This window comes from Pseudoalteromonas issachenkonii (assembly GCF_002310795.1).
Taxonomy (GTDB): domain Bacteria; phylum Pseudomonadota; class Gammaproteobacteria; order Enterobacterales; family Alteromonadaceae; genus Pseudoalteromonas; species Pseudoalteromonas tetraodonis.
The window spans coordinates 547,633-569,058 of the sequence record NZ_CP011030.1 but is presented as its reverse complement, the minus strand read 5'-3'; the positions used below and the strand labels follow the sequence as shown (position 1 = coordinate 569,058).

The window sequence follows — 21,426 nt, the reverse complement described above, 5'->3', positions numbered from 1 at the left end:
TGCCTTTTATTTTGCTGCTAGAGGGTGAAGTTATCTAAATCGTCATTCGGTTCAAAATCACCGAGCCTTTCAAGCTCAGTGTCTTGGCGCATCTGCTCGTGCCAACGTGCTTCATCCCAAATTTCAAATTTATTCATTAAACCCACCAGCATAATTTTTTTGCCAAGTTCTGCATGTGAGCGCAATGAAGGCGCCAACAAAATTCGACCGTTTTTATCAAGCTGATATTCTGTCGCATTACCTAACAACATACGTTGCATCCGTCGTGCTCTAGGATTCATATTAGATATTTTTGCTAAACGGCTTTCTATTTCTAGCCATTCACCAAGAGGGTATAACCAAAGGCAAGGCTCATTGAGTGCAACTGTGCAAATTACCGTTCCCTGATCTTCAGACAATAGCGTGTCTCGGTACTTAGTCGGTACCGCAAAACGTCCTTTATCATCCAAACTCAGTGAACTTGCGCCACGAAACATAAAAAGCCTATTGTAAATTTATTTTAATCAACTTTTTGATTAACCCGATCCAGTTTGATCCACTAAACACCACTTTTTACCACAGTGCTCCAGTTTAGGGCTTGACAAGCCTTTTTGTCAAGTAAGTCACCCAGCTTTAGCACCCCGCGAAGCCTGAAAAAATAAGGCTCCGATTAAAGCGGTTGAATTGTTTAATAAAAAATCTGATCAGCCAGTAAAAAATTTTTTATCGTTCTTTTTATTAGCTCGTTGGCATTATTTGCTTAATGAATAAACAGTGAATAATTACAATTTATTTGAGCCCTGCTGACCTTTGTGAATTAGAGTTTGGTCAAACTAGATGCGGTTTAATCGCGTCGCGAGGTTTGTAACTGAGTGGACAAAGAAAAAATCAATCTCGAATGATCAACACGTCCTAGTTTGTAAAAATTACAAACTGTTGTCGCAATAGTTACAGCTATAAACCCACTCAAAATTCGTAAATAAAATACAATTCATATAAAACAACAGGTTAAAGACTGGTTTAATCATTGCATCTAAATAATTACTTTTAAAAAACTATTAAGGATTGATTATGGCTACGGCAACAAAGAGCAAAACTCCTATTGATGCAAAACAAGAGATTGAAGCACCGCTAACAGATAAAGCGACATCAGCAGCGCATGACGCAGTTGATGCATTATCAAGCAAAGCGGCGGTAGCTGAAAATGGTGTTCGTAAAGGCGCAAGCAGCTCAGCTGAAACGCTTAATGAAAAGCAGTTAGCCGCTCGTGAGAAACTAGCAGAGTGTTCGTCTAAAACGCGTCAACTCGCATCAGAAAACCCATTAGCAACGGCGGGTCTGGCGTTTGCTGCTGGTATGTTAGTTACAGCACTGTTTCGTCGTAAGTAATACTAATGCAAAACCAACACTCAACACCAAGTGAATCACAAGGGACAGATTCGCCGTCATCGGCAAAACACGCCGATGACTGGCAAGATCATGTTGCTAAGCTTGCTGATTATGCAGCGCAGCTCAAGGATGATTATCACCAACAAGGAAAGTTAACGCATCAGCTGGCTACAGCTGAGTGGAAGCTATCGCTAAGATCCTTAGCACTGATCACCATTCTACTAGGATGTTTTGCCAGTGGCTTGGTGTTACTGTGGGTGGGATTTTTAGGTATTGTAGGCTTTGCCACCTTTGATCTGTTTAGCTCTATTTGGCTGAGCATTGCAGTGGTGATCAGCCTACAAATTTTATGCTTAGTTTGGCTGTGGCGAAACGCCGTTTATCTAAGCAAAAAAATTGGCTTTACTAAAACGCTAAATAGCCTAAAGCAGCTGCTTAAATTATAAGGCACACACAATTATGTTAATCAATTATTTGATCAACTCACCGAACGCTCGCGTGCAACAGCTAGATAAAGAAGTTGTTATGCGATCAGAGCTAAAACGTCAGCATCTTGCAGCTATAAAATACAGAGCCAAGCGCTTTGCAGCAACAAAAGTGGGGCTCGCCAGTGCGTTTGCAGCTGGCGCTGTAGTTGAGTCTGCTAAAGGTGATGCTAACACGATAAAAAAATACACTTGGTTATTAAAGCTACTTGCTTAAAAGTCATTCGCGCATCGATTTATCACGACAATGAGCCAAAAAAACCATTTTGATAATCGCTAACAGCCTGGCGAATTTCAGCCTCGGTGGTCATTACAAAAGGTCCCATGTGCGCAATTGGCTGGTTAAGTGGATCGCCTGCGAAAATAAGAACCCCCGCCGCTTTCTTTGCCTGTAATGCAATGTCACTCAATGGTTCTAATATAAGTAACTTACCCGCATTAAACACGTCATCGGTCTGAGATATTAATGAGCCTGTATGAATATAAATCATCACTTTTTGCTGTTTTAAAGCCGGTAAATTAAGCCCTTCACCCGCAGGCAAAGCTACATCGGCTATAGCGCCATTAGCAGCTAAATTTTGTAAGCTTGCAGCCAATTGGTGTGATTCAAATTGCCATGTCCCTGCTAAGGCTTTAAGTGAAACACCTTGTTGATTAGTAAAACTCGGTGCTGGATGCTCTGTGGTATCTTGGTATTGAGGCTCACGCATTTTTTGAGCACTTGGCATATTGAGCCAAATTTGAAAACCATGTAAGCCTTGTTCAGCATCGGCAAGAGGCATTTCACTGTGCATAACACCGCTACCGGTACTCATCCATTGTACGTCACCCGCACGAATCGCCTTTTTGTTACCCATTTGGTCTTGATGTTCAAACCCGCCTTTTAAAATATAGGTAAAGGTTTCGATCCCCCTATGAGGATGAGGAGGAAAGCCACCAATATAATCACTTTCATCGTCAGATTTAAGCTCATCTATCATTAAAAATGGATCTAAATATTTACCATCAAATCCTGGAATACGACGAATATTAACACCATCCCCATCTTGGGTAGCATAAGCAGTTAGTACTTTGGTTATTTTCATTTTTTTTGCCTAAAATAGGTTAAGTAAAAGTATAAAATATTAATTTATTATTATGACTCTACCCGAAAATTAATTAATAAATTTCAGTTATATACAATAAAAGTAAATTTAATATTTGCGATATAACCTTAGTACATTAAAGGTTATTTATAGTAGAATTATTGGTCAGAGTTTTACCCTATATTTATTTGGATACGATTATTTTTACTGCATCATTAAAACATCAGCTTTATCGACTACTTATGCTAATTTGCATGCCTGTAGCTGCTGTCATTTTAGTAACCTTGTGGTTTAGTCGTGACGCGGCTATTAAAGAGCACGAGAAAAAAGTGCGCTCTATCACTGAGCACCTAATTATCAAGCAGCAAAGCATGATTAATGATGTAGAGCATATTACTGAGTTTTTAGCAAAAAAGCAGAAAGACATTAAGTCTTTATCTTCTCGCTGCCCTTCGTATTTTTTAGATGTTAAGGCACTCAATGGCAATATCGCGAATATTGGTTTAGTAAACAAAGACGGCGATTTAATTTGTTCCTCAAATAATGGTGCCCCTAATATCAACGTTAGTGATCGTCCCTACTTTAAAAACGCACTCGCCAGTAAAGAGTTTAGTATTGGCCATTTCCAGCACGATCGCAGCCTTGAAGCCCAGAGCATTAACTTTGCTTCCCCTATTCTTAATGAAAACAATGATATTGAAGGCGTGATAGTAACTGTAATTGCTTTAGACTGGTGGAGCTCGGCACTTAATAGCTTGAATTTACCGACAGAAGTTCGAGTCGCCATCACTGACTCTAATAATCTTATTTTAGCCAACTCCCCTTTTTCAGCCGATAGATTAGGTTATAAATTGGAAGAGTTTGATTTAGAACATAATTTACAAGCAGGTGTCATTTTTAAAGGAAAAGATGGTATCCGTAGAGTTTTTCATCAAACGACTCTCTATCGAGATGGCAATGACAATAAGCTCTCTATTTATATTACTCAACCAATAGATAAAACACTTGAGCGGATAGATATTAACTTTGTAAAAATGGTTTTAGGATTTTTAATGACCATTCTTCTTTTAGCTGTATTAGCTAGACGACTGGTCAATAAAAGCATTTTAAATCCGATTAAAAGTTTAACGCAGGCGGTTAACCGCTTAGCGGCCGGTAATATGCCTCATGACGATGAGCAGCCCAATAGTCCTGAGCTAAATAGACTTTACCATCGTTTTAAATACATGGCCGAGACTCGCTTAACGGCTGAAGCATGCCTTAAACATAAGCATGACGAGCTCAATAGCCTGCTTAATGCATTACCCGATGCTTTTTTACGCGTAGATGCCAATGGCAATATTCTTGATACCGGTGGACGTATTAAATCGTTAAATTATAGCCATTCAACACCCCCTAAAAAATTATCGTGTTTATTCTCTGATGCTAATTTAAAACAAGTGCAAGGGTACTTAATACCCCTGATCGCCCCTGTCACTGTTGAACTTGAACAAAAACAAGACAATCAGTTTTATGAAGCTAAAATTAGCCCAATGAAAAAAGCCGATGAGTTTATTATCGTTATTAGTAACATCACTCAACGAAAGCAAAATCAAGAATCGTTGCATTTAGCGTCATTAGTATACAACAACAGCAGTGAAGGCATGGCAATCACGGATGAAAATGGGGTTATTTATGATGTGAACCCTGCGTTTTGTGAAACAACTTTGTATTCTCGAAAAGAAGTACTCAATAAAACGGTGGGTATTTTATCATCGGGTAAACACGATAAGCAGTTTTATAATTACATGTGGCAATCGCTCAATAAAACAGGGCGTTGGCAAGGTGAAATAACCAATCGTCGTAAAAATGGCGAGCTGTATGTTGAATGGTTAACCATCGATACTATTTACGATAAAAATAAAGCCCCGACTAGTCGTATTGCTATTTTTACCGACCTAACCGAGAAAAAACAAGCAGATGAATTAATTTGGCGACAAGCGCACTTTGATCATTTAACCGACTTGCCTAATCGATTAGAACTAAAAGAGCGCTTAAACCAACGATTCGCAAACCTGACCAATGCAGATCAAAAACTGGTCATTATGCTATTAGATATTGATCATTTTAAAGATATTAACGACACATTGGGCCACCATTACGGCGATAGATTACTTAAGTTAGTGTCTGAGCGAATTGTGCAAACGGCCAAAGAGGCTGACTTTGTAGCACGAATTGGCGGAGATGAGTTTGTTGTTGTGTTTAGTGATTTACATGGCAGCGATAATATAAAGCAAATAGCAAAATCACTTTTGCTTAGCCTTGCCTCCACTATTTTTATTGAAGATGAAAAAGTGTATATCAGTGCCAGTATTGGTATTGCCTGCGCGCCAGATGATGGCCAAAATCCAGAGCAATTACTTAAAGCCGCTGACCAAGCTATGTATAAAGCAAAAAATAGCGGTCGCAATGGCTTTGAATTTTTCTCACATGATATGCGTGAAGATGCAAACGCAAGAATGCAACTACTCAAAGAGCTTCGCTCAGCTATAGAGCTAGAACAATTTGAATTGTATTACCAACCTATCGTATCGCTTAATGATTTACACGTTCATAAAGCTGAGGGACTTATTCGTTGGCAACACCCAGAAAAAGGCCTGATCAGCCCTGCTGACTTTATTCCTCTTGCTGAAGAAACCAGACAAATAAATGCGCTGGGTCAATTTGTATTTGCTGAGGCACTACAAACACTTAATGATATTAAAAAACACATTCAAGATGAATTTCAAATAAGCATTAACGTTTCACCAGTGCAATTGGCAACCGTCGATAGCGGCATAGACGAATGGTACGATATGCTAGCAACGGCAAATATACCAGCCTCAGCGATTGTGGCCGAAATTACTGAAGGCTTAATGGTTAACCCTGAAGAACTTACCCAAAGTCGTTTGAAAGCCTTGGTTAAGTCAGGGATGCAATTGGCCCTTGATGACTTTGGCACCGGTTATTCATCGCTTGCTTACTTGCAAGAAATGGATACCGACTACCTAAAAATAGATAAACGCTTTGTTGATAATATTCAAAAAGGCAGTCAAGAGCTGGCTTTGTGTGAAGCAATTATCATGATGGCTCATCAGCTTGGTTTAAAAGTGATTGCCGAAGGCATAGAAACAAAATTACAAATGGATTTATTACTTGAGGCCGGTTGTGATTATGGCCAAGGCTATTTGTTTTCAAAGCCGCTGCACAAAGCCTCGTTTATGCAGCTGATAACAACAAATCAAGTAATTAGTTTGAAATAAAAGTCATTTAGCCCTAATACTGGTTATTTTGTGTCGAGGTGGTCTGCTGCATACGCACCTCGCTGCCCTCTTTTTTTATTTGGTCCAATGGTGCTGTCTTGAGCGGTTTGCTGCTCTAACGCAGCATTGATTGTGGCTCCCAAAATAATGATATAAGCGCTAATAAATAGCCACATAAGCATAATAACCACTCCACCTAAAGAGCCATATGTTTCGTTGTAACTAGCAAAATGAGATACATAAAATGAAAAGCCAAAAGATGCCACAATCCATAATACAGTGGCGGTGAATGAGCCCACGGTAACCCAGCGCCATTTAGCTGCTTTTCTGTGAGGCGCATAACGGTATAAAATTAATAATGCAAAGTTAAAGGTCAATGCCAGCAACGGCCATGATATAAGCATGATTAAAAAATCAATACTCTCTTTAATTCCGAGTAAATTAAGCGCTAGCGGTAATATACCTATAATTACCAGTGCTATTACAGCCACCACAATTGCACCCACTGAAAATAACAAACGCACAAGTTGCACCTTTAAGAATGAGCGTTTTTCGTATTCGTGATAACTAATATTACATGCTGTGATCAACGCTTGGCTGCCCTTAGAGCTACTCCAGATAGTTAACAGTAAAGTACCCAGCGCACTAAGGCTTAAACTAGTTTGTGACTTTTGCGCAAGACTTGAAACTTGAGATAAAATAATTTCTTGAGTGCTTTGTGGTAATAACGCCATAAACTGACTTAAATACACACTAATATCATTCGGTGATGCAAAATAAGCATACACAGACACCAATGCCGCAATGGCGGGAAAAATAGCCAGTAACGCATAAAATGCCACGCCAGCCGCCACTAAAGATAAATTATCACGGCTCATTTGTTTTACTATTCGCCTTATAATATCCCACCAGCCACGCAGAGGGATATGGTTAGGCTGCTTGGCTCTTTGGCCACGCTTAAAGTCACTCATAGTTAACTCCCTTTTCCTAATTAAGTAGCAAAATGTTTGCCAAACAAATACTGCTTGGTATTAAACTTGCTGCTATTGTTTAACACAGACCCTAATTACTTCGACCTAACACGGATGACCTCTATGCTCAGTGCTTTAATTGCAACACTCGCTAATAACACATCAATTCCAGCAATCGACACCGTTAAGCCAAACTCAATTTCTTGGAGCTTTTTAAAAGATCAAAGCGTGCAATTACTACACACATTCATGCAATTACTGCCCACTTTATTATTAGGGATTGTTATTTTGGTGATTAGTTATTTAATTGCCACACCATTATCACGCTTGTTAATAAAGCCTGTTACTTACATGACCAAGAGTAAATTAGTACATCTAGTTGCTAGGCGAGGTATTAGCACCTTAATTATTTTACTCGGGTTTTATCTATTTTTACGCTTGGCAGGACTTACCGAATTCGCGGTCGCAATTATGAGTGGCACCGGATTAATTGGGCTTATTTTAGGCTTTGCCTTTCGGGATATTGCTGAGAACTTTATTGCCAGTTTACTTTTAAGTGTACAGCGTCCATTTAAAATAGATGATGTAATAGAAGTTGATGGCAGAATTGGTATTGTTAAAAAAGTAACTGCACGGGCAACCACTTTAGTTGACTACGATGGCAATCATATTCAAATACCCAATGCGACTGTGTATAAAAATACCATTAAAAACTTAACCGCTAATCCAAAAATGCGCGGTCATTTTTCAATCGGTATTGGCTACGATAATGACATTCGCGACGCACAAAGTCTGGCAATTAGTATAATATCGCAGCAAACCTCTGTGCTTAGCGATCCACCTCCCCAAGTATTGATTGATAACTTAGGCTCCGCCACTATTAACTTTACCGTTTACTTTTGGGTCAACGGCGAACAATACAGCACGGTAAAAGTAGCCTCACAGCTTATGCGAGAGTTAATCAATAGTTTTACGCAACATAATATAAGTATGCCTGACAATGCCAGAGAGCGTATATTGCTCAATAGCCAAGGTGAAGATATTTATCCCATAGCAAGCGAAGCTAAAACAGAGACAACAGAAGAAATTAACGAGCAATCACATATTCAAAAACATAAAACCACAGAGCATGAACACAGTATTGATGATGTAAGTAGTGATACGGATGATATTCGCGAGCAAGCCGATGAATCACGCGACCCAGAGCAAGGTAAAAATATTATATAGAGAGGTTCGAGGTTCGAGGTTCGAGGTTCGAGGTTCGAGGTTCGAGGTTCGAGGTTCGAGGTTCGAGAAATTTAAAAGCCTTGCGGTTAACATTACAAGGTTTTTTATGCCTGAAGGCGATAGTTAGTCTCGCGTCGAGTTTAGGTTTTAAGCCCGCAACCCGAAGCTCGCCGCCCGCCGCCCGCTGACGGCTGACGGCTGGAACCTAACAGCTTATTCCAAACACAAAAAAGCCCGCAGCGTTAACTGCGGGCTTTTTTATTGAATGAGTGAGTCAGCCGGTAAGCCGGGTTCTGTCCTTTCCGAAGAAAGTGATAATCATTCGTCTAGGCCATAAATCGCTCTATGGCTCAAGCAACCTACCCGGTTCCAACGTGGGCCACGCCATAAGGAACCCTATTTGGTCTTGCTCCGAGTGGAGTTTACCTTGCAACCGACTATTACTAGCGGCCCGGTGCGCTCTTACCGCACCCTTTCACCCTTACCAATCCGAAGATTGGCGGTCTTCTCTCTGCTGCACTTGTCGTGGGCTCACGCCCCCCAGCCGTTAACTGGCACTCTGCCCTGTGGAGCCCGGACTTTCCTCCCCCTGCGCATTTTCGTTGCAGGCAGCGATTATCTTGGCTAACTCGGCGCGCAGTATACATGAGAGCACCACACTACGCAGTAAACATTTACTGTTTTTCTTCAATAATTGTTTTATACAGCGCGTTTTTCTTCATACCAAAATAATCGGCCACCACGCCACAGGCTTTTTTCATTGGCATTTCGTTTTCAAGTAGCGCTAACATTTTGCGTGCCTCTGGCGGAATATCGTCAACTACCTTAGGTTTACCCGGCAGCATGAGTACTATTTCACCGCGCTGTTTAGTAGGATCGTCAGTTAAAAACTGCTTTAACTCAGTCACTGTGCCATTAAAAAAGGTTTCAAATGTTTTAGTGAGCTCTTTGGCAAATACCACTTGCTGCTCACCACCTAGCGCTGCTTCTAAATCGTCTAAGCTTGCCATAATACGGTGGGTACTTTCATACATAATACTGGTAATACTTGAGTTAACCGCATCAATAAAAAAATCTTGGCGTGCTTTACTTTTAGCGGGCGTAAAGCCAACAAACTGAAAACGGTCGGTTGGCAGCCCTGAACAACATACCGCCGTAATAGCAGCGCATGCACCAGGTACAGGTGTTACAAGTGCGCCCTGCTCACGGCATAAATTAACAACGGCATAACCAGGGTCGCTTATAAGCGGCGTGCCGGCATCGGATACTAATGCAATATTTAACCCTTGATTAAGTTGGTCGATAATTTGCTGCGCTTTTTGCTTTTCATTATGGTCATGTAACGCAAAGGTTTTAGCCTTAATACCAAAGTGGCTGAGTAGCTTGCCAGTATGGCGAGTGTCTTCAGCAGCGATTAAGTCAACCTGCGATAATGTCGCGATTGCACGCTGACTTAAGTCGTCATAATTGCCGATTGGGGTGGCAACAACGTAAAGAGTGCCAATTTTCTGTGAATTCTCCTCATTTAACATTGAGGTCTCCTGCGTCAGTCAGTAATATAAGCAAATCGCGTTAACGTATGGGAAATCATTGTGCGACTTAAACTAGTTAGTCTATTAATTATATTGTCAGGGTTATCGGCGTGTAGCACAACCGAAAAACCAACTAAAACCAGCGATAACTTAAATAGCAGTGCCAATACGCTGAAAAATGAAGCACTGAACGCGCAATCGATTTATCAATTAGCGCAAAACCGTTTTGGTGCAGATAAAATTCAACTGCTTTATAGTGCCCGTGATAGCGCCATTACGGAAGAAAACTGGCCGCTACTCGAAACAATATGTAGCGAACTTGCTCTTACTGCCAGTGTTGATCAAATTCAAAACCGTTTATATATTGCCTTTGCACAAAAAGAGCAGAATAAAAACCAGCAAGCACTTGAAGTATTAAACTCACTTGAGGGACAACTCAAGCAACCCGAACATTTTGCCTGGCACCAATTTTTAACTGCCAGCATTTTTGCTTCTCAAAACTTGCCAAAACGTGCTGCACCCTATTTTTTTGCGGCGTCAGAATCTGCAACTAAAAACACTATTTCAATTCCTCAGCTTAGTAATGCACTTTGGAAAAATTTAAAGCAACTCTCATCTTACGCATTAGAACGATTTAACCGTGGTTCTGTGATCCAACAAGGTTGGGTTAACTTAGCTTTGTATCATCAAGTTTACGCCAACAGCTCGGTTGATTTAGACCAAGCCATTAATAATTGGCGCCGCCGTTACCTGGGGCATCCTGGTAACAATGTACTGCCAAAACAAGAAACGTATGCTAATGAATTAGCGCCAATTAATATTGAGCGTTTGGTTGTTTTACTGCCTCAGTCAGGTGCTAATAAGCGCCTTGGGGATGCCTTAAAAGCCGGTATATTGGCAGCGCTTGATAAAAAAGAGATCAACGAAACACTGTTTATAGATGAAAACACTGAAACAGAAGCGTTGAGCGCACAAATTTCTCAGTTACAGCCTGACTTTGTTATTGGTCCACTATTAAAAGCCAATATAGATAAGCTCGCTAATACCAATACATTACTCGATATACCCACCTTACATTTAAATACCTTTGATGGCGAAAGAACCTCGCTGCAACATTACTTTTTTGCGCTTAATCCTGAACATGAAGTACAGCAAACGCTAGAGCACTTTTTAGCACAGGGTTATCAAAAGCCGATGTTGCTAGCGCCAAATAATACCAATGGCCAGCGCTTAGTTGACTACTTTAATCTGCAGTGGCAACGCTATAGTGAAACAACCACGCAAGTTGGTTTTTATAACGATAACAAAGATATGCCCAATACGATTACTAGCTTGTTAGAAGTTGATAAGTCAAAAGAGCGTATTAAATCTGTTAAAGCACTTTTTAATAAAGAAGTTGAAAGTGAAACACGCTCACGTGGAGATATTGATGCCATCTACATACTCGGCGACGCCATTGAAACCCGATTAATTAAGCCTTACCTTGATGTTAATGTGAGTACCTTTGCCGATAGAATTCCTATTTACGCCAGCTCTAAAAGCCACAGTAAGCAAATAGATACCACTGACAAAGGTGATTTAGACGGACTCTACTTTACTGAACTGCCTTGGATGTTAGACTCACAAATTAAGCAACATAATCTGCGTCAGCAATACAATGATTTATGGCCTGAACAAGCCGATATAAGCCAACGTTTATTTGCGATGGCTTATGATTCCGTCACCATGCTTAACGATATTAGACAATTGAGTGTTACACCCGATAAATACTTTTCAGGGTTGAGCGGTAAATTGTCGATTAATAGTGCCGGTGATATTGAACGTTCACTGCAATGGGCTCAGTACAGCAACCGCCGAATAAAACCGGTGGAGTTAAAAACACAACGCCCTGTACCGCTATTTATGCAATCAGCTAACGATGGCATAACCATAATTAACTAAGGGGTCGACATGTCGTGGTTTAAACAGCTGTGGCAAAATAGTCGTGAAAAAGGCCAGTATTATGAGCGCCAAGCGCAAAAGTATTTAGAAGCACAAGGCTTAAAAGCGATTGAGCGTAATTACTACTGCCCCTATGGCGAACTTGATGTCATTATGAAAGACGGTGACACCTTAGTGTTTGTTGAGGTTAAGTTTCGTAAAAATAATATAAAAGGCGGCGCTAATTATGCTTTAAGCCCGCAAAAGCAAGAAAAATTAAGACGAACTATTTATCATTACCTCGCGGCTAAAAACTTAAAGAATCAGCCATTACGTATTGATTATGTTGCTATAACAGGCGAGCCATCACTACACATAAACTGGCTAAAAAACGTATTTTAATACCGAGCACATACAAATGAGTGAGCAATTATTACAACAGCTAAATGCATTAATGCGTAGTTAAAAATTAACAAGCTGCTTCTAAAAATCATCATCCTTAATAAAGCGGGTGTGAGCTCACACAGAATTAGATATTAATTGTTGGTAATCCATGCAAGACACAATAAAAGAAATTTTTAAAGAAAGTATTCAAGTTCAAATTGCAGCAGGTGAAGTACTTCCTAGCGCATTGGAGTCAGCGGCATTCACCATTGCACAAAGCCTGATCAATGGTAATAAACTGATATGTTGCGGCACAGCAAACTGCCACATGTTGGCACAACACATGGCTGGCGTATTAGTAAACTTTTACGAAACAGAGCGCCCTTGCTTACCTGCAATCGCCCTTTCGCAAGAAAATATTAACCTAGGTCAAGGCCATCAAATAGATGACCACGATACCTTTGCGCGCCAAGTACGTGCCTTTGCTCAGCAAGGTGATTTGCTCCTTGCATTAGCAATTAATGGTAATGAAAAACATATAATTTCTGCAGTAGAAGCGGCACTAACCAAAGATATGAAGGTCATAGTAATGGTAGGTGATGATGGTGGCGAACTCGTTGGCTTACTTGGGCACAACGATGTAGAAATACGTACACCGTCTAAACGCCCTAGTCGCATTATTGAATCGCATTTAGTTAACCTTCACTGTTTAAGTGAATTGGTAGATTTAACTCTTTTCCCGCAGGATGAAAATTATGTTTAAACGCTCCCTGATTATTTTAGGCACCGTTGTGTTATTACAAGGTTGTGCTGCTGCTGTAGTGGCCGGCACAGCCAGTGCTGTTACTGCAGCAAACGATAGACGAACCATTGGCTCGCAAATAGACGACAACAACATTGAAATAAAAGCCAGCATTGCTATTAGTGAAGATGAACGTCTTAATAAGTTTGCTCATATCAGCGTTATAAGCGTTAATGGCGTGGTTTTAATGGTAGGGCAAGTTCCTAACCAAGAAATGAAAAACCAAGCGTTTAAAACCATTGAGAACCTATCTGGCATTCGTAAAATTCACAACCAATTACGCATTGGCTCTAATATTGGTATCACCACGCAAACTCACGACTCATGGTTAACCTCAAAAGTAAAAGCGCAGCTTTTAGCGGCTGAAAACATCAGCAGTAATAATATAAAAGTAGTGACTGAAAATGCCGAAGTATACTTAATGGGGCTAGTATCTGACGCTGAAGCAAACCAAGCCGTTAATATTGCCCGTAATATCTCTGGCGTAGAGCGCGTTATTAAAGTGTTTGAGTATTTGTAAAGTATCAGGTTCGAGGTTCGAGGTTCGAGGTTCGAGGTTCGAGGTTCGAGGTTCGAGGTTCGAGGTTCGAGAAGTTTAAAAACCTTGCGGTTAACATCGCAAGGTTTTTTTATATCTGTAGGCGGGAGTTTACCTCGCGCATTATCACTAATAGACGCAGAATCAATCCGCTGCTACATCATCCAAGCTTAACCCGCTTCTCGCAGCCCGTCGCCCGTCGCCCGTCGCCCGTGAACTTAAATCAAACTTGCACGGCGTAAGCCCCACTTAAAAAACATTTTTACCACAGAGTACACAGAGAAGACAGGACAAATAAAACATGTCTTTAATCATTTCCTCTGTGTGCTCTGTCCCCTCTGTGGTGAATAAAATCTCTTTAAGATCTTTTTGCACAAAGAGAAGTGAATGAGCAGTAAATGAGAAAACAATAACCATGAGCCCGAGTGATTAATTGTTTTTTCACTAGCTCTAAAAGCGCAGTGTCTCTTAACCTCTTTGTGAATAAATTTATTACCTAAAACCACATGCGCGGAATAAACCCGCTGCTACACCAATCAACCTTAACCCGTTTCTCGCAGCTCGTCGCCCGTGAACTTTCACCTTTCACCTTTCACCTACTTTTAATCAGGCATAAAAAAACCGCTTATTAAGCGGTTTTTATCTAACATTTACGGGTTATTTTATAACGCGTAAATGTGAGCCTTTTTTCTTTTCAGGCTTAGGATCAGGTGTTTCATCAACTAGTTCAGGTGATGAATCAACACTTTCAAGCTCTGGAGCAAAATCGTCTTCGTCCTCTAAAAACTCATCTGCAGTAAAGACTGTGCCTTCGCCATTTTCGCGTGCATATATTGCAAGTACAGCCCCTAAAGGCACGTACACTTGCATTGGCTGACCGCCAAAGCGTGCGTTAAAGCTAAGCTGAGAATTATCTAACGAAAACTGCGTAACCGCTGAAGGGCTTATGTTCAATACAATTTGGCCGTCTTGGACAAACTGTGTTGGCACTTGCACTGCAGGAAAATCAGCATTAACCACTAAGTGTGGTGTGCATTCGTTATCAACAATCCAATCAAAAAAAGCGCGTAGTAAATAAGGACGATTAGAGGTCATTATAAACGGATCTCACGCTCTGCTTCAGTTAAAGAAGCTTGGAATGATTCACGTTCAAATAAACGGATCATATACTCTTTAAGTTCTTTAGAGCCTGCACCATTTAGCTCAATACCAAACTCAGGTAAACGCCATAATAGTGGAGCTAAGTAACAATCAACTAAGCTAAACTCTTCACTCATAAAGTAAGGCGCTTCACTAAAGATCGGTGCTATTGCAAGTAATGCTTCTGTCAGCTCTTTACGCGCTTGCGCTGCTTCAGACGTGTTGTTAATGATCTTTTCAGCTAGGCTGTACCAATCAGTATCAATACGGTGCATCATTAAACGACTACGACCACGCATGACCGGGTATACAGGCATTAGTGGAGGATGAGGAAAACGTTCATCAAGGTATTCCATGATGATGTTTGCCTGATATAAACCAAGCTCACGGTCAATCAGTGTTGGCACTGTACCGTAAGGGTTAATTTCGTGAAGTGCTTCTGGCAGATTATCCTTTTCAGCCATATGAATATCTACACTTACACCTTTTTCAGCAAGTACAATGCGTACTTGGTGGCTATACATACAGTTAGCACCAGAAAAAAGGGTCATTACAGGGCGCTTATTGGCAGCTACGGCCATGCCTACCTCCATTAAATAACTAAAACAGCAATAGGGGCTTAAGCCCCTATTGCAAAATTACCTTTAAATATGTTCAAACTTAATGAACATCTCTCCAGTATTCTTTCTTCAGCATAAATGCCAAGATAAATAGAATCACTAAGAATCCAAGTACCTTAATACCTAGCGCTTCCGATTCGAGACGTGTAGGTTCACCTACATACTCTAGGAAATTCGTTAAATCACGAACTGCTTGGTCATATTCATCTACACTTAATTCGCCCGTACCATCTGTTTCTGTACCAGTAATATGAGTGGTTGTTTTACCATTTACTGTTACTTCTTCAGTAATTGCAGTAGGAACACCTTGCAACTCTTGAAGAACATGTGGCATACCCACCGATGGGAATAACGTATTATTTACGCCAAACGGACGAGATTCATCTTTGTAAAACGATTTTAAATAGGTATAAATCCAATCACTGCCACGCACACGCGCAACATTTGTTAGATCCGGCGGAGCCGCACCAAACCATTTTGCAGCATCTTCTTTCTTCATTGCATTATTGATATGACTACCTACTTTTGAACCATCAAAAATAAGTTGCTCTTGACCAATCTCTGTTGGAATACCAATATCGCGGAAAGTACGTTCATAACGTTGATACTGCATTTGGTGACAACCAAGACAGTAGTTCATGAACAACTTTGCGCCACGTTGCAAAGAAGGTTGATCAGATATATCGTTACCCGCTTCCATTAGAGGAACTGACGGGCCTGCCGCCATTGCTGGTAATACGTTTACTGATAAAGCGAATAAACCAATAAGTAGCTTTTTCATCATTTCGTTAACCTCTCAGGCAATGGCTTAGTTTTTTCATTCTTACTGTAAACAAATAACAGTACGAAGAACATAAAGTAAGTCACAGTACAGATTTGCGAAACAAGCGTTTTAAAGTCAGTTTGAGGTGTAGCACCAACCCAACCTAAAAGAACGAAAGTAACTACAAAGCCTGCAATGTTCCATTTGTGGAAACCACAACGGTAACGAACTGAACGAACCGAACCACGGTCAATCCAAGGCAATAATGCTAGCACGACAATAGATGCACCCATTGCTGCAACACCCATTAGCTTGTCTGGAATCGCACGTAAGATTGCATAAAACGGCGTAAAGTACCAAACAGGGAAAATATGCGCTGGTGTTTTGAGTGGGTTTGCCGGTTCAAAGTTTGGCGCTTCTAAGAAGAAACCACCCATAGCAGGCATAAAGAACACCACCCAACAGAACAAGATTAAGAAGCCAACCACACCCACAATATCTTTTACTGTGTAATAAGGGTGGAACGGAATCGCATCAATGATGTCTTTTTTATCAGTGTAGTATTCATGGAACTTAAATTTAGGCTTATCTTCTTCAGCCACAGTTCCTTTTTTACGTTTGTTATCAATACCGTCTGGGTTGTTTGAACCCACTTCGTGTAGTGCAACAATGTGTAAAAATACTAAGATAACAATAACCAATGGCAGTGCAATTACATGTAATGCAAAGAAGCGGTTAAGCGTTGCACCCGAAATAACGTAGTCACCACGAATCCACAGTGTTAAATCATCACCAATAACCGGGATAGCCCCGAATAATGAAATGATTACCTGTGCACCCCAGAACGACATTTGACCCCATGGTAATAAGTAACCCATGAACGCTTCAGCCATTAGGGCTAGGAAAATAAACATACCGAATAACCACAGTAATTCACGTGGTTTTTGGTAAGAACCGTAGATCATGCCACGGAACATATGCATGTAAACAACGATGAAGAACGCAGATGCACCCGTTGAATGCAAATAACGTAATAACCAACCGTACTCTACATCACGCATGATGTATTCTACTGATGCAAACGCACCTTCAGCAGATGGTACATAGTTCATCGTTAACCAAATACCGGTAAGGATTTGGTTAACTAGTACTAACATAGCGAGTGAGCCAAAGAAGTACCAGAAGTTAAAGTTTTTTGGTGCTGGATACTGTGCAATGTGCATGTTCCAAACACGTGTCATTGGGATACGGTCGTCTATCCACTCAACAATTTTTCCAAACATTAGGCCACCCCTTGTTCTTCGCCCACTAAAATAGTGGTCTCATCAAGAAAAGTATATGGTGGGACTTCTAAATTTAATGGTGCAGGTACCGATTGAAATACACGGCCGGCCATATCAAACTTAGAACCGTGACATGGACAGTAAAAACCGTCATCAGTCCCTTCCACTTTCTCACCAAAGCCACCTTGTAAAAAGCTAGGTGAACAACCCAAATGCGTACAAATACCTACAGCGACAAAAATCTCTGGGCGTAATGAACGGAAATCATTGGTTGATGATTCTAATTGTTGTGGCTCTTGCGATTGCGGATCACGAAGTTGACCTTCATGTTCTTTCATCTGCTCAAGCATTTTTGGGGTCCGTGATACAACCCATACAGGTTTACCACGCCACTCGACACGTATTAATTGTCCTGGCTCAAGTTTGCTGATATCTACTTCTACAGGCGCACCCGCAGATTTAGCTCGCTCACTTGGATTCCAAGACGCAATAAAAGGAACAGCAGCCCCAGCCGCACCAACACCACCAACAACAGAGGTAGCTATGGTTAAAAAGCGACGTCGGCCATTGTCTACAGGCGCATTGCTCATCCACTTATCTCCACTATGATTCTCAACACTTGCTATATTGAGAACATCAGTTACAGCAGGTTAATTTTTCGAATTTTAAAAGAGAAACGATCATAATTAAAACCCTTGTTTAAAACAAGGTTATTCACAGCCTCCTGCTCGAATAATCCTGACTTGCTCAAATAGTTGATTAAGTTAGCTCGAGTATGAAACCAAATGACTATAGTATCGCTTCCGTAAAAACAATTTGTAAACAAGTACAATCTCACCAACTAAGTACAGTAACCACTGAATTTGGCGACATTAAACTCATTCACTTTATTTGCCCGCCAATTGTAGCAAAAAAATTCACCAATTAACTGATGGATTTAAACTAATTGCGATAATTATTTAACTTTTTTTGCGTTAGTCGGTCATTTTTAAGCTTTCGTTCAATAAATACGCATACTTGGCCTATTTTGATCAAGCTAATGTCGACATTAGCCTTAAAGGGAAAAGGTTCGGGGTTCGGGGTTCGGGGTTCGGGGTTCGGGGTTCGGGGTTCGGGGTTATCATGCATTTTTAATCATAGAAATCAATTTACCAAGCATTTTCCCAATACTCTCACACTCATTTAAAGCGTATTCTGTTTGTTCATAATTAATATGACCTAACTCAAAAGCAATCATTAGCTGAGTTTTTAATTCACCGACAGACCCTTTAGCCACAGAAAGAAAATAAGCTCTTTCTTTATCAGAGTAACGCTCATAACCCTCTGCAATATTGCTAGGCACTGAAACTGCGCTTCGACACATTTGATCTTTTAAGCCGAAATCCCTCAAAGCAGCAAAGGTTTGGTATACAAACAAACTTAATGAGAAAGACTTTTTCCATACATCTAAACTTTCATACCTCACAACCACTCCTTAGCCTTAATCCCGCATTCATCATAAATTATAGTAAACATATAATTTAACGCACGGAACTTAATCTCTTTCGCAGCTCGGTTCTCGTAGCCCGTTACTCGAAACTCATTATCTAAAAACAAAAAACCCAGCATAAGCTGGGTTTTTGAATTCTTGATAACGTAAAAATTAACGTTTTGAGAACTGTGGACGCTTACGCGCTTTCTTAAGACCCACTTTCTTACGTTCAACTTTACGTGCATCACGAGTAACGAAACCTGCTTTACGAAGTTGTGGACGTAATGACTCGTCAAACTCCATAAGTGCACGAGTGATACCGTGACGGATAGCACCAGCTTGACCAGTAGTACCACCACCAGCAACGGTGATGTGTAAGTCAAACTTTTCAGTCATGTCAACAAGCTCAAGAGCTTGACGAACAACCATGCGTGCTGTTTCGCGACCAAAGTACTCTTCTAAAGAGCGCTTGTTGATTACGATGTTACCAGTGCCTGGGCGTAAGAATACGCGAGCACTTGAACTTTTACGACGACCTGTACCGTAGTATTGATTTGCCATGATAGTGCTCCTTAAATGTCTAGAACCTGAGGCTGTTGTGCAGCATGATTGTGCTCAGTACCCGCGTAAACTTTAAGTTTACGGTACATAGCGCGGCCTAAAGGACCACGTGGCAACATGCCTTTAACAGCTTTTTCGATGATCATTTCAGGCTTTGCAGCTTGAAGTTTATCAAAAGTAGTAGACTTAAGACCACCTGGGAAACCAGAGTGAGCATAGTACACTTTGTCTTTGAATTTATTACCAGTAACAGTAACTTTCTCAGCGTTAATAACGATGATGTAATCACCAGTATCTACGTGCGGTGTGTACTCAGCTTTATGCTTACCGCGTAGGCGATGAGCGATTTCAGTAGCGATGCGACCTAAAGTTTTACCTTCAGCGTCAACTACGTACCAGTCACGTTTTACTGTTTCTGGTTTAGCAACAAACGTTTTCATTTATAAAAATCCAATGTTTTTCAATTAAAACCACAGGTAGTTATGTTTAACTACCGCTCTAAGTTTGCTACAACCCCTTCGAGTTTTAGACTTTTGCGCCGCTCACAAGTGGCTAAACTATATGAGGACATAGAACGCAACGTGGCAGACGCGGGAGTATACCAGCACTTAAATCACATTGCTACCGGCCGGTTGTTTTTTCCTCAAGAAAAGTTATTACTCAGCGGTCAGCAAAGCTAATTATAACTTTAGAGTCAACAGAAAATACTTCCTTGCTGAAAATAGATATTTGTAGTTAATAAAATATCAACTAGGATAAAAACTGAGCATAAGGATTTTGTATTATGAACTTTGAAAACTTAGATGTATGGAAGCGCTCAGCTCGCCTTAGCGCTGATATTTACAGAAATACACAACTAATTAAAGACTTTAGCTTTAGAGATCAATTAACACGCTCTGGTTTATCTGTTCCTAGTAATATAGCTGAGGGCATGACAAGAGAGAGTGATAAAGAAAAAACACGCTTTTTAGATATCGCTCGCTCTTCGCTTGCTGAGGCAAGAACCCAAATATATATTGGCATCGATATTAACTATATTGATACCGACATAGGTAAGTCTTGGCTAAATGAAACAGTCCAGCTGTCAAAAATGCTAACAAGTTTGATAGCAAAAATAAAAACAAGTGAGTAACCATTCTTACTGACAGCTGAAAACTTACAGCTGACAGCTATTCTCTACTTCTGACACACCTCACAAAAAACAGTGCTGCGTTGCCCTAGGCGAATTTCGGTTAATTCGGTATCGCAATTTACACAAGGTTGGCCTTTTCGGCCATACACTAATAACTGTTGCGCAAAGTAGCCAGGCTTACCGTCACTTTGGGCAAAGTCTTTTAACGTTGTGCCGCCTTGAGTAATTGCAGCGGCTAAAGTGTCTTTTATAATTGGGATTAACGCTTGGTAGCTTTTAAGGCTTACCTTTCCGGCTTCTTTACGAGGGTCAATACCCGCTTTAAATAATGACTCGTTAGCATAAATATTACCGACCCCCACCACCACGGCGTTATTCATAATAAACTGCTTAACGGGCACTTTTTTATTACGTGATTGTTCATAAACACGTTTAGCAAAAAAGTCATCAGTGAGTGGTTCAGGGCCTAATTTAGCTAGTAGCTTGTGCTCTTCATTGGGTGCTTGCCATAAACAACAACCAAAGCGGCGCGGATCGTTCAAGCGCAGTGCTTTGTCGTTCGCTAAAATAAACTCAACATGGTCGTGTTTTTTAAGTGGCTCGGTTTTATTTACAACGCGCAAGTTCCCTGACATCCCTAAGTGCAATATAGCCGCCCCAAGCTCACATTCTAATAGCAAGTATTTTGCGCGGCGTTCAATACTGCTAACCACCAACCCCTCAAGTTGGTATACCTCATCTGGCACAGGCCAGCGCATACTGGCATTATGAATGTTTACCTTAGTAACGACTTGGTTTAGCACATGGGGGGTAATGCCCATGCGGCTAACTTCTACTTCTGGTAATTCAGGCATTTATAAAAC

24 protein-coding genes and 1 other RNA gene are annotated in these 21,426 nt (G+C 40.7%); 11 read left to right on the top strand and 14 right to left on the bottom strand.

What is annotated here, in order from left to right; translation table 11 throughout:
• Positions 1 to 17: 17 nt before the first annotated feature.
• A complete protein-coding gene (gene mraZ / locus PISS_RS02630) occupies positions 18 to 476 on the bottom strand; it encodes a division/cell wall cluster transcriptional repressor MraZ (RefSeq protein ID WP_058154149.1) in 459 nt (152 codons plus the stop codon).
• A 574-nt stretch (positions 477 to 1,050) separates the two neighbouring features.
• Here mraZ and PISS_RS02625 point away from each other — a divergent pair.
• The 3 genes from PISS_RS02625 to PISS_RS02615 are packed head-to-tail and all read left to right on the top strand — an operon-like array spanning position 1,051 to position 2,070.
• On the top strand, positions 1,051 to 1,368 hold the full coding sequence (locus tag PISS_RS02625) for a hypothetical protein (protein ID WP_013464052.1): 318 nt from the start codon (positions 1,051 to 1,053) through the stop codon (positions 1,366 to 1,368).
• A gap of 5 nt (positions 1,369 to 1,373) precedes the next feature.
• The gene (locus PISS_RS02620) at positions 1,374 to 1,814 is read left to right on the top strand and encodes a hypothetical protein (RefSeq protein ID WP_058154148.1); all 441 of its coding nucleotides are present in this window, start codon (positions 1,374 to 1,376) and stop codon (positions 1,812 to 1,814) included.
• A gap of 13 nt (positions 1,815 to 1,827) precedes the next feature.
• Positions 1,828 to 2,070, top strand: coding sequence for a hypothetical protein (locus tag PISS_RS02615; RefSeq protein WP_008110702.1), 243 nt, complete (start codon positions 1,828 to 1,830; stop codon positions 2,068 to 2,070).
• Between the two features lie 22 nt (positions 2,071 to 2,092).
• On the opposite strand, the gene PISS_RS02610 is transcribed toward PISS_RS02615, so the two are convergent.
• On the bottom strand, positions 2,093 to 2,938 hold the full coding sequence (locus PISS_RS02610; RefSeq protein ID WP_058154147.1) for a pirin family protein: 846 nt from the start codon (positions 2,936 to 2,938) through the stop codon (positions 2,093 to 2,095).
• Between the two features lie 254 nt (positions 2,939 to 3,192).
• Between PISS_RS02610 and PISS_RS02605 the strand changes: the two genes are divergently transcribed.
• Positions 3,193 to 6,219 (top strand): bifunctional diguanylate cyclase/phosphodiesterase, encoded by a 3,027-nt coding sequence (locus PISS_RS02605; RefSeq protein ID WP_058154146.1) that lies wholly within the window; start codon positions 3,193 to 3,195, stop codon positions 6,217 to 6,219.
• A 23-nt stretch (positions 6,220 to 6,242) separates the two neighbouring features.
• Here the strand turns inward: PISS_RS02605 and PISS_RS02600 are convergent, their stop codons facing one another.
• Complete coding sequence (locus tag PISS_RS02600) at positions 6,243 to 7,190, bottom strand: YihY/virulence factor BrkB family protein (RefSeq protein WP_058154145.1); 948 nt, start codon at positions 7,188 to 7,190, stop codon at positions 6,243 to 6,245.
• 123 nt (positions 7,191 to 7,313) lie between these two features.
• On the opposite strand from PISS_RS02600, the gene PISS_RS02595 reads away from it, so the two are divergent.
• Positions 7,314 to 8,417, top strand: coding sequence for a mechanosensitive ion channel family protein (locus PISS_RS02595; protein ID WP_058154144.1), 1,104 nt, complete (start codon positions 7,314 to 7,316; stop codon positions 8,415 to 8,417).
• A gap of 266 nt (positions 8,418 to 8,683) precedes the next feature.
• Here PISS_RS02595 and rnpB read toward each other — a convergent pair.
• Positions 8,684 to 9,049: RNase P RNA component class A (gene rnpB, locus PISS_RS02590), an RNA gene on the bottom strand.
• Positions 9,050 to 9,091: 42 nt separating this feature from the next.
• Entirely contained in the window at positions 9,092 to 9,949 is an 858-nt protein-coding gene (gene rsmI / locus PISS_RS02585) for a 16S rRNA (cytidine(1402)-2'-O)-methyltransferase (RefSeq protein ID WP_008468384.1), read from the bottom strand.
• A 60-nt stretch (positions 9,950 to 10,009) separates the two neighbouring features.
• Here rsmI and PISS_RS02580 point away from each other — a divergent pair, with 60 nt between their 5' ends.
• The 4 genes from PISS_RS02580 (at position 10,010) to dolP (ending at position 13,575) form a co-directional block, all read left to right on the top strand.
• Complete coding sequence (locus tag PISS_RS02580; protein ID WP_058154143.1) at positions 10,010 to 11,890, top strand: penicillin-binding protein activator; 1,881 nt, start codon at positions 10,010 to 10,012, stop codon at positions 11,888 to 11,890.
• A 9-nt stretch (positions 11,891 to 11,899) separates the two neighbouring features.
• The gene (locus PISS_RS02575) at positions 11,900 to 12,271 is read left to right on the top strand and encodes a YraN family protein (protein WP_058154142.1); all 372 of its coding nucleotides are present in this window, start codon (positions 11,900 to 11,902) and stop codon (positions 12,269 to 12,271) included.
• 151 nt (positions 12,272 to 12,422) lie between these two features.
• The gene (locus tag PISS_RS02570; RefSeq protein ID WP_013464044.1) at positions 12,423 to 13,016 is read left to right on the top strand and encodes an SIS domain-containing protein; all 594 of its coding nucleotides are present in this window, start codon (positions 12,423 to 12,425) and stop codon (positions 13,014 to 13,016) included.
• Positions 13,009 to 13,575, top strand: coding sequence for a division/outer membrane stress-associated lipid-binding lipoprotein (gene dolP / locus PISS_RS02565; protein WP_013464043.1), 567 nt, complete (start codon positions 13,009 to 13,011; stop codon positions 13,573 to 13,575). Before PISS_RS02570 ends, dolP begins: the two co-directional genes overlap by 8 nt.
• A gap of 675 nt (positions 13,576 to 14,250) precedes the next feature.
• On the opposite strand, the gene PISS_RS02560 is transcribed toward dolP, so the two are convergent.
• The 8 genes from PISS_RS02560 to rplM all read right to left on the bottom strand — a co-directional run bounded on the left by PISS_RS02560 (position 14,251) and on the right by rplM (position 19,871).
• Positions 14,251 to 14,688, bottom strand: coding sequence for a ClpXP protease specificity-enhancing factor (locus PISS_RS02560; RefSeq protein WP_028834446.1), 438 nt, complete (start codon positions 14,686 to 14,688; stop codon positions 14,251 to 14,253).
• Positions 14,688 to 15,314: a stringent starvation protein SspA gene (sspA, locus tag PISS_RS02555; RefSeq protein WP_013464041.1), complete on the bottom strand. Its 627-nt coding sequence runs from the start codon at positions 15,312 to 15,314 to the stop codon at positions 14,688 to 14,690. Before sspA ends, PISS_RS02560 begins: the two co-directional genes overlap by 1 nt.
• 79 nt (positions 15,315 to 15,393) lie before the next feature.
• Positions 15,394 to 16,137, bottom strand: coding sequence for a cytochrome c1 (locus PISS_RS02550; RefSeq protein ID WP_008110862.1), 744 nt, complete (start codon positions 16,135 to 16,137; stop codon positions 15,394 to 15,396).
• Complete coding sequence (locus tag PISS_RS02545; protein WP_008110864.1) at positions 16,134 to 17,399, bottom strand: cytochrome b; 1,266 nt, start codon at positions 17,397 to 17,399, stop codon at positions 16,134 to 16,136. Before PISS_RS02545 ends, PISS_RS02550 begins: the two co-directional genes overlap by 4 nt.
• Entirely contained in the window at positions 17,399 to 17,989 is a 591-nt protein-coding gene (gene petA / locus PISS_RS02540; RefSeq protein ID WP_008110867.1) for a ubiquinol-cytochrome c reductase iron-sulfur subunit, read from the bottom strand. The genes PISS_RS02545 and petA overlap by 1 nt, the downstream gene beginning before the upstream one ends.
• Positions 17,990 to 18,519: 530 nt before the next feature.
• A complete protein-coding gene (locus PISS_RS02535) occupies positions 18,520 to 18,864 on the bottom strand; it encodes a four helix bundle protein (protein WP_058154141.1) in 345 nt (114 codons plus the stop codon).
• Between the two features lie 177 nt (positions 18,865 to 19,041).
• Positions 19,042 to 19,434, bottom strand: a complete 393-nt coding sequence (rpsI, locus tag PISS_RS02530) for a 30S ribosomal protein S9 (protein ID WP_024600778.1) — start codon at positions 19,432 to 19,434, stop codon at positions 19,042 to 19,044.
• Between the two features lie 8 nt (positions 19,435 to 19,442).
• Complete coding sequence (rplM, locus tag PISS_RS02525) at positions 19,443 to 19,871, bottom strand: 50S ribosomal protein L13 (RefSeq protein WP_002957960.1); 429 nt, start codon at positions 19,869 to 19,871, stop codon at positions 19,443 to 19,445.
• Positions 19,872 to 19,913: 42 nt separating this feature from the next.
• Here rplM and PISS_RS02520 point away from each other — a divergent pair, with 42 nt between their 5' ends.
• Both PISS_RS02520 and PISS_RS02515 read left to right on the top strand, forming a co-directional pair.
• A complete protein-coding gene (locus PISS_RS02520; RefSeq protein WP_058154140.1) occupies positions 19,914 to 20,111 on the top strand; it encodes a hypothetical protein in 198 nt (65 codons plus the stop codon).
• 104 nt (positions 20,112 to 20,215) lie between these two features.
• Complete coding sequence (locus PISS_RS02515) at positions 20,216 to 20,563, top strand: four helix bundle protein (RefSeq protein ID WP_013464039.1); 348 nt, start codon at positions 20,216 to 20,218, stop codon at positions 20,561 to 20,563.
• Between the two features lie 44 nt (positions 20,564 to 20,607).
• Here PISS_RS02515 and mutM read toward each other — a convergent pair whose 3' ends face one another.
• Entirely contained in the window at positions 20,608 to 21,417 is an 810-nt protein-coding gene (gene mutM, locus PISS_RS02510) for a bifunctional DNA-formamidopyrimidine glycosylase/DNA-(apurinic or apyrimidinic site) lyase (RefSeq protein WP_058154139.1), read from the bottom strand.
• Positions 21,418 to 21,426 lie beyond the last annotated feature (9 nt).

Coding starts and splice junctions, on each gene's coding strand:
- mraZ (WP_058154149.1), bottom strand. CDS start 476: ATGTTTCGTGGCGCAAGTTCACTGAGTTTGGATGATAAAGGACGTTTT.
- PISS_RS02625 (WP_013464052.1), top strand. CDS start 1,051: ATGGCTACGGCAACAAAGAGCAAAACTCCTATTGATGCAAAACAAGAG.
- PISS_RS02620 (WP_058154148.1), top strand. CDS start 1,374: ATGCAAAACCAACACTCAACACCAAGTGAATCACAAGGGACAGATTCG.
- PISS_RS02615 (WP_008110702.1), top strand. CDS start 1,828: ATGTTAATCAATTATTTGATCAACTCACCGAACGCTCGCGTGCAACAG.
- PISS_RS02610 (WP_058154147.1), bottom strand. CDS start 2,938: ATGAAAATAACCAAAGTACTAACTGCTTATGCTACCCAAGATGGGGAT.
- PISS_RS02605 (WP_058154146.1), top strand. CDS start 3,193: ATGCCTGTAGCTGCTGTCATTTTAGTAACCTTGTGGTTTAGTCGTGAC.
- PISS_RS02600 (WP_058154145.1), bottom strand. CDS start 7,190: ATGAGTGACTTTAAGCGTGGCCAAAGAGCCAAGCAGCCTAACCATATC.
- PISS_RS02595 (WP_058154144.1), top strand. CDS start 7,314: ATGCTCAGTGCTTTAATTGCAACACTCGCTAATAACACATCAATTCCA.
- rsmI (WP_008468384.1), bottom strand. CDS start 9,949: ATGTTAAATGAGGAGAATTCACAGAAAATTGGCACTCTTTACGTTGTT.
- PISS_RS02575 (WP_058154142.1), top strand. CDS start 11,900: ATGTCGTGGTTTAAACAGCTGTGGCAAAATAGTCGTGAAAAAGGCCAG.
- PISS_RS02570 (WP_013464044.1), top strand. CDS start 12,423: ATGCAAGACACAATAAAAGAAATTTTTAAAGAAAGTATTCAAGTTCAA.
- dolP (WP_013464043.1), top strand. CDS start 13,009: ATGTTTAAACGCTCCCTGATTATTTTAGGCACCGTTGTGTTATTACAA.
- PISS_RS02560 (WP_028834446.1), bottom strand. CDS start 14,688: ATGACCTCTAATCGTCCTTATTTACTACGCGCTTTTTTTGATTGGATT.
- sspA (WP_013464041.1), bottom strand. CDS start 15,314: ATGGCCGTAGCTGCCAATAAGCGCCCTGTAATGACCCTTTTTTCTGGT.
- PISS_RS02550 (WP_008110862.1), bottom strand. CDS start 16,137: ATGATGAAAAAGCTACTTATTGGTTTATTCGCTTTATCAGTAAACGTA.
- PISS_RS02545 (WP_008110864.1), bottom strand. CDS start 17,399: ATGTTTGGAAAAATTGTTGAGTGGATAGACGACCGTATCCCAATGACA.
- petA (WP_008110867.1), bottom strand. CDS start 17,989: ATGAGCAATGCGCCTGTAGACAATGGCCGACGTCGCTTTTTAACCATA.
- rplM (WP_002957960.1), bottom strand. CDS start 19,871: ATGAAAACGTTTGTTGCTAAACCAGAAACAGTAAAACGTGACTGGTAC.
- PISS_RS02520 (WP_058154140.1), top strand. CDS start 19,914: ATGTTTAACTACCGCTCTAAGTTTGCTACAACCCCTTCGAGTTTTAGA.
- PISS_RS02515 (WP_013464039.1), top strand. CDS start 20,216: ATGAACTTTGAAAACTTAGATGTATGGAAGCGCTCAGCTCGCCTTAGC.
- mutM (WP_058154139.1), bottom strand. CDS start 21,417: ATGCCTGAATTACCAGAAGTAGAAGTTAGCCGCATGGGCATTACCCCC.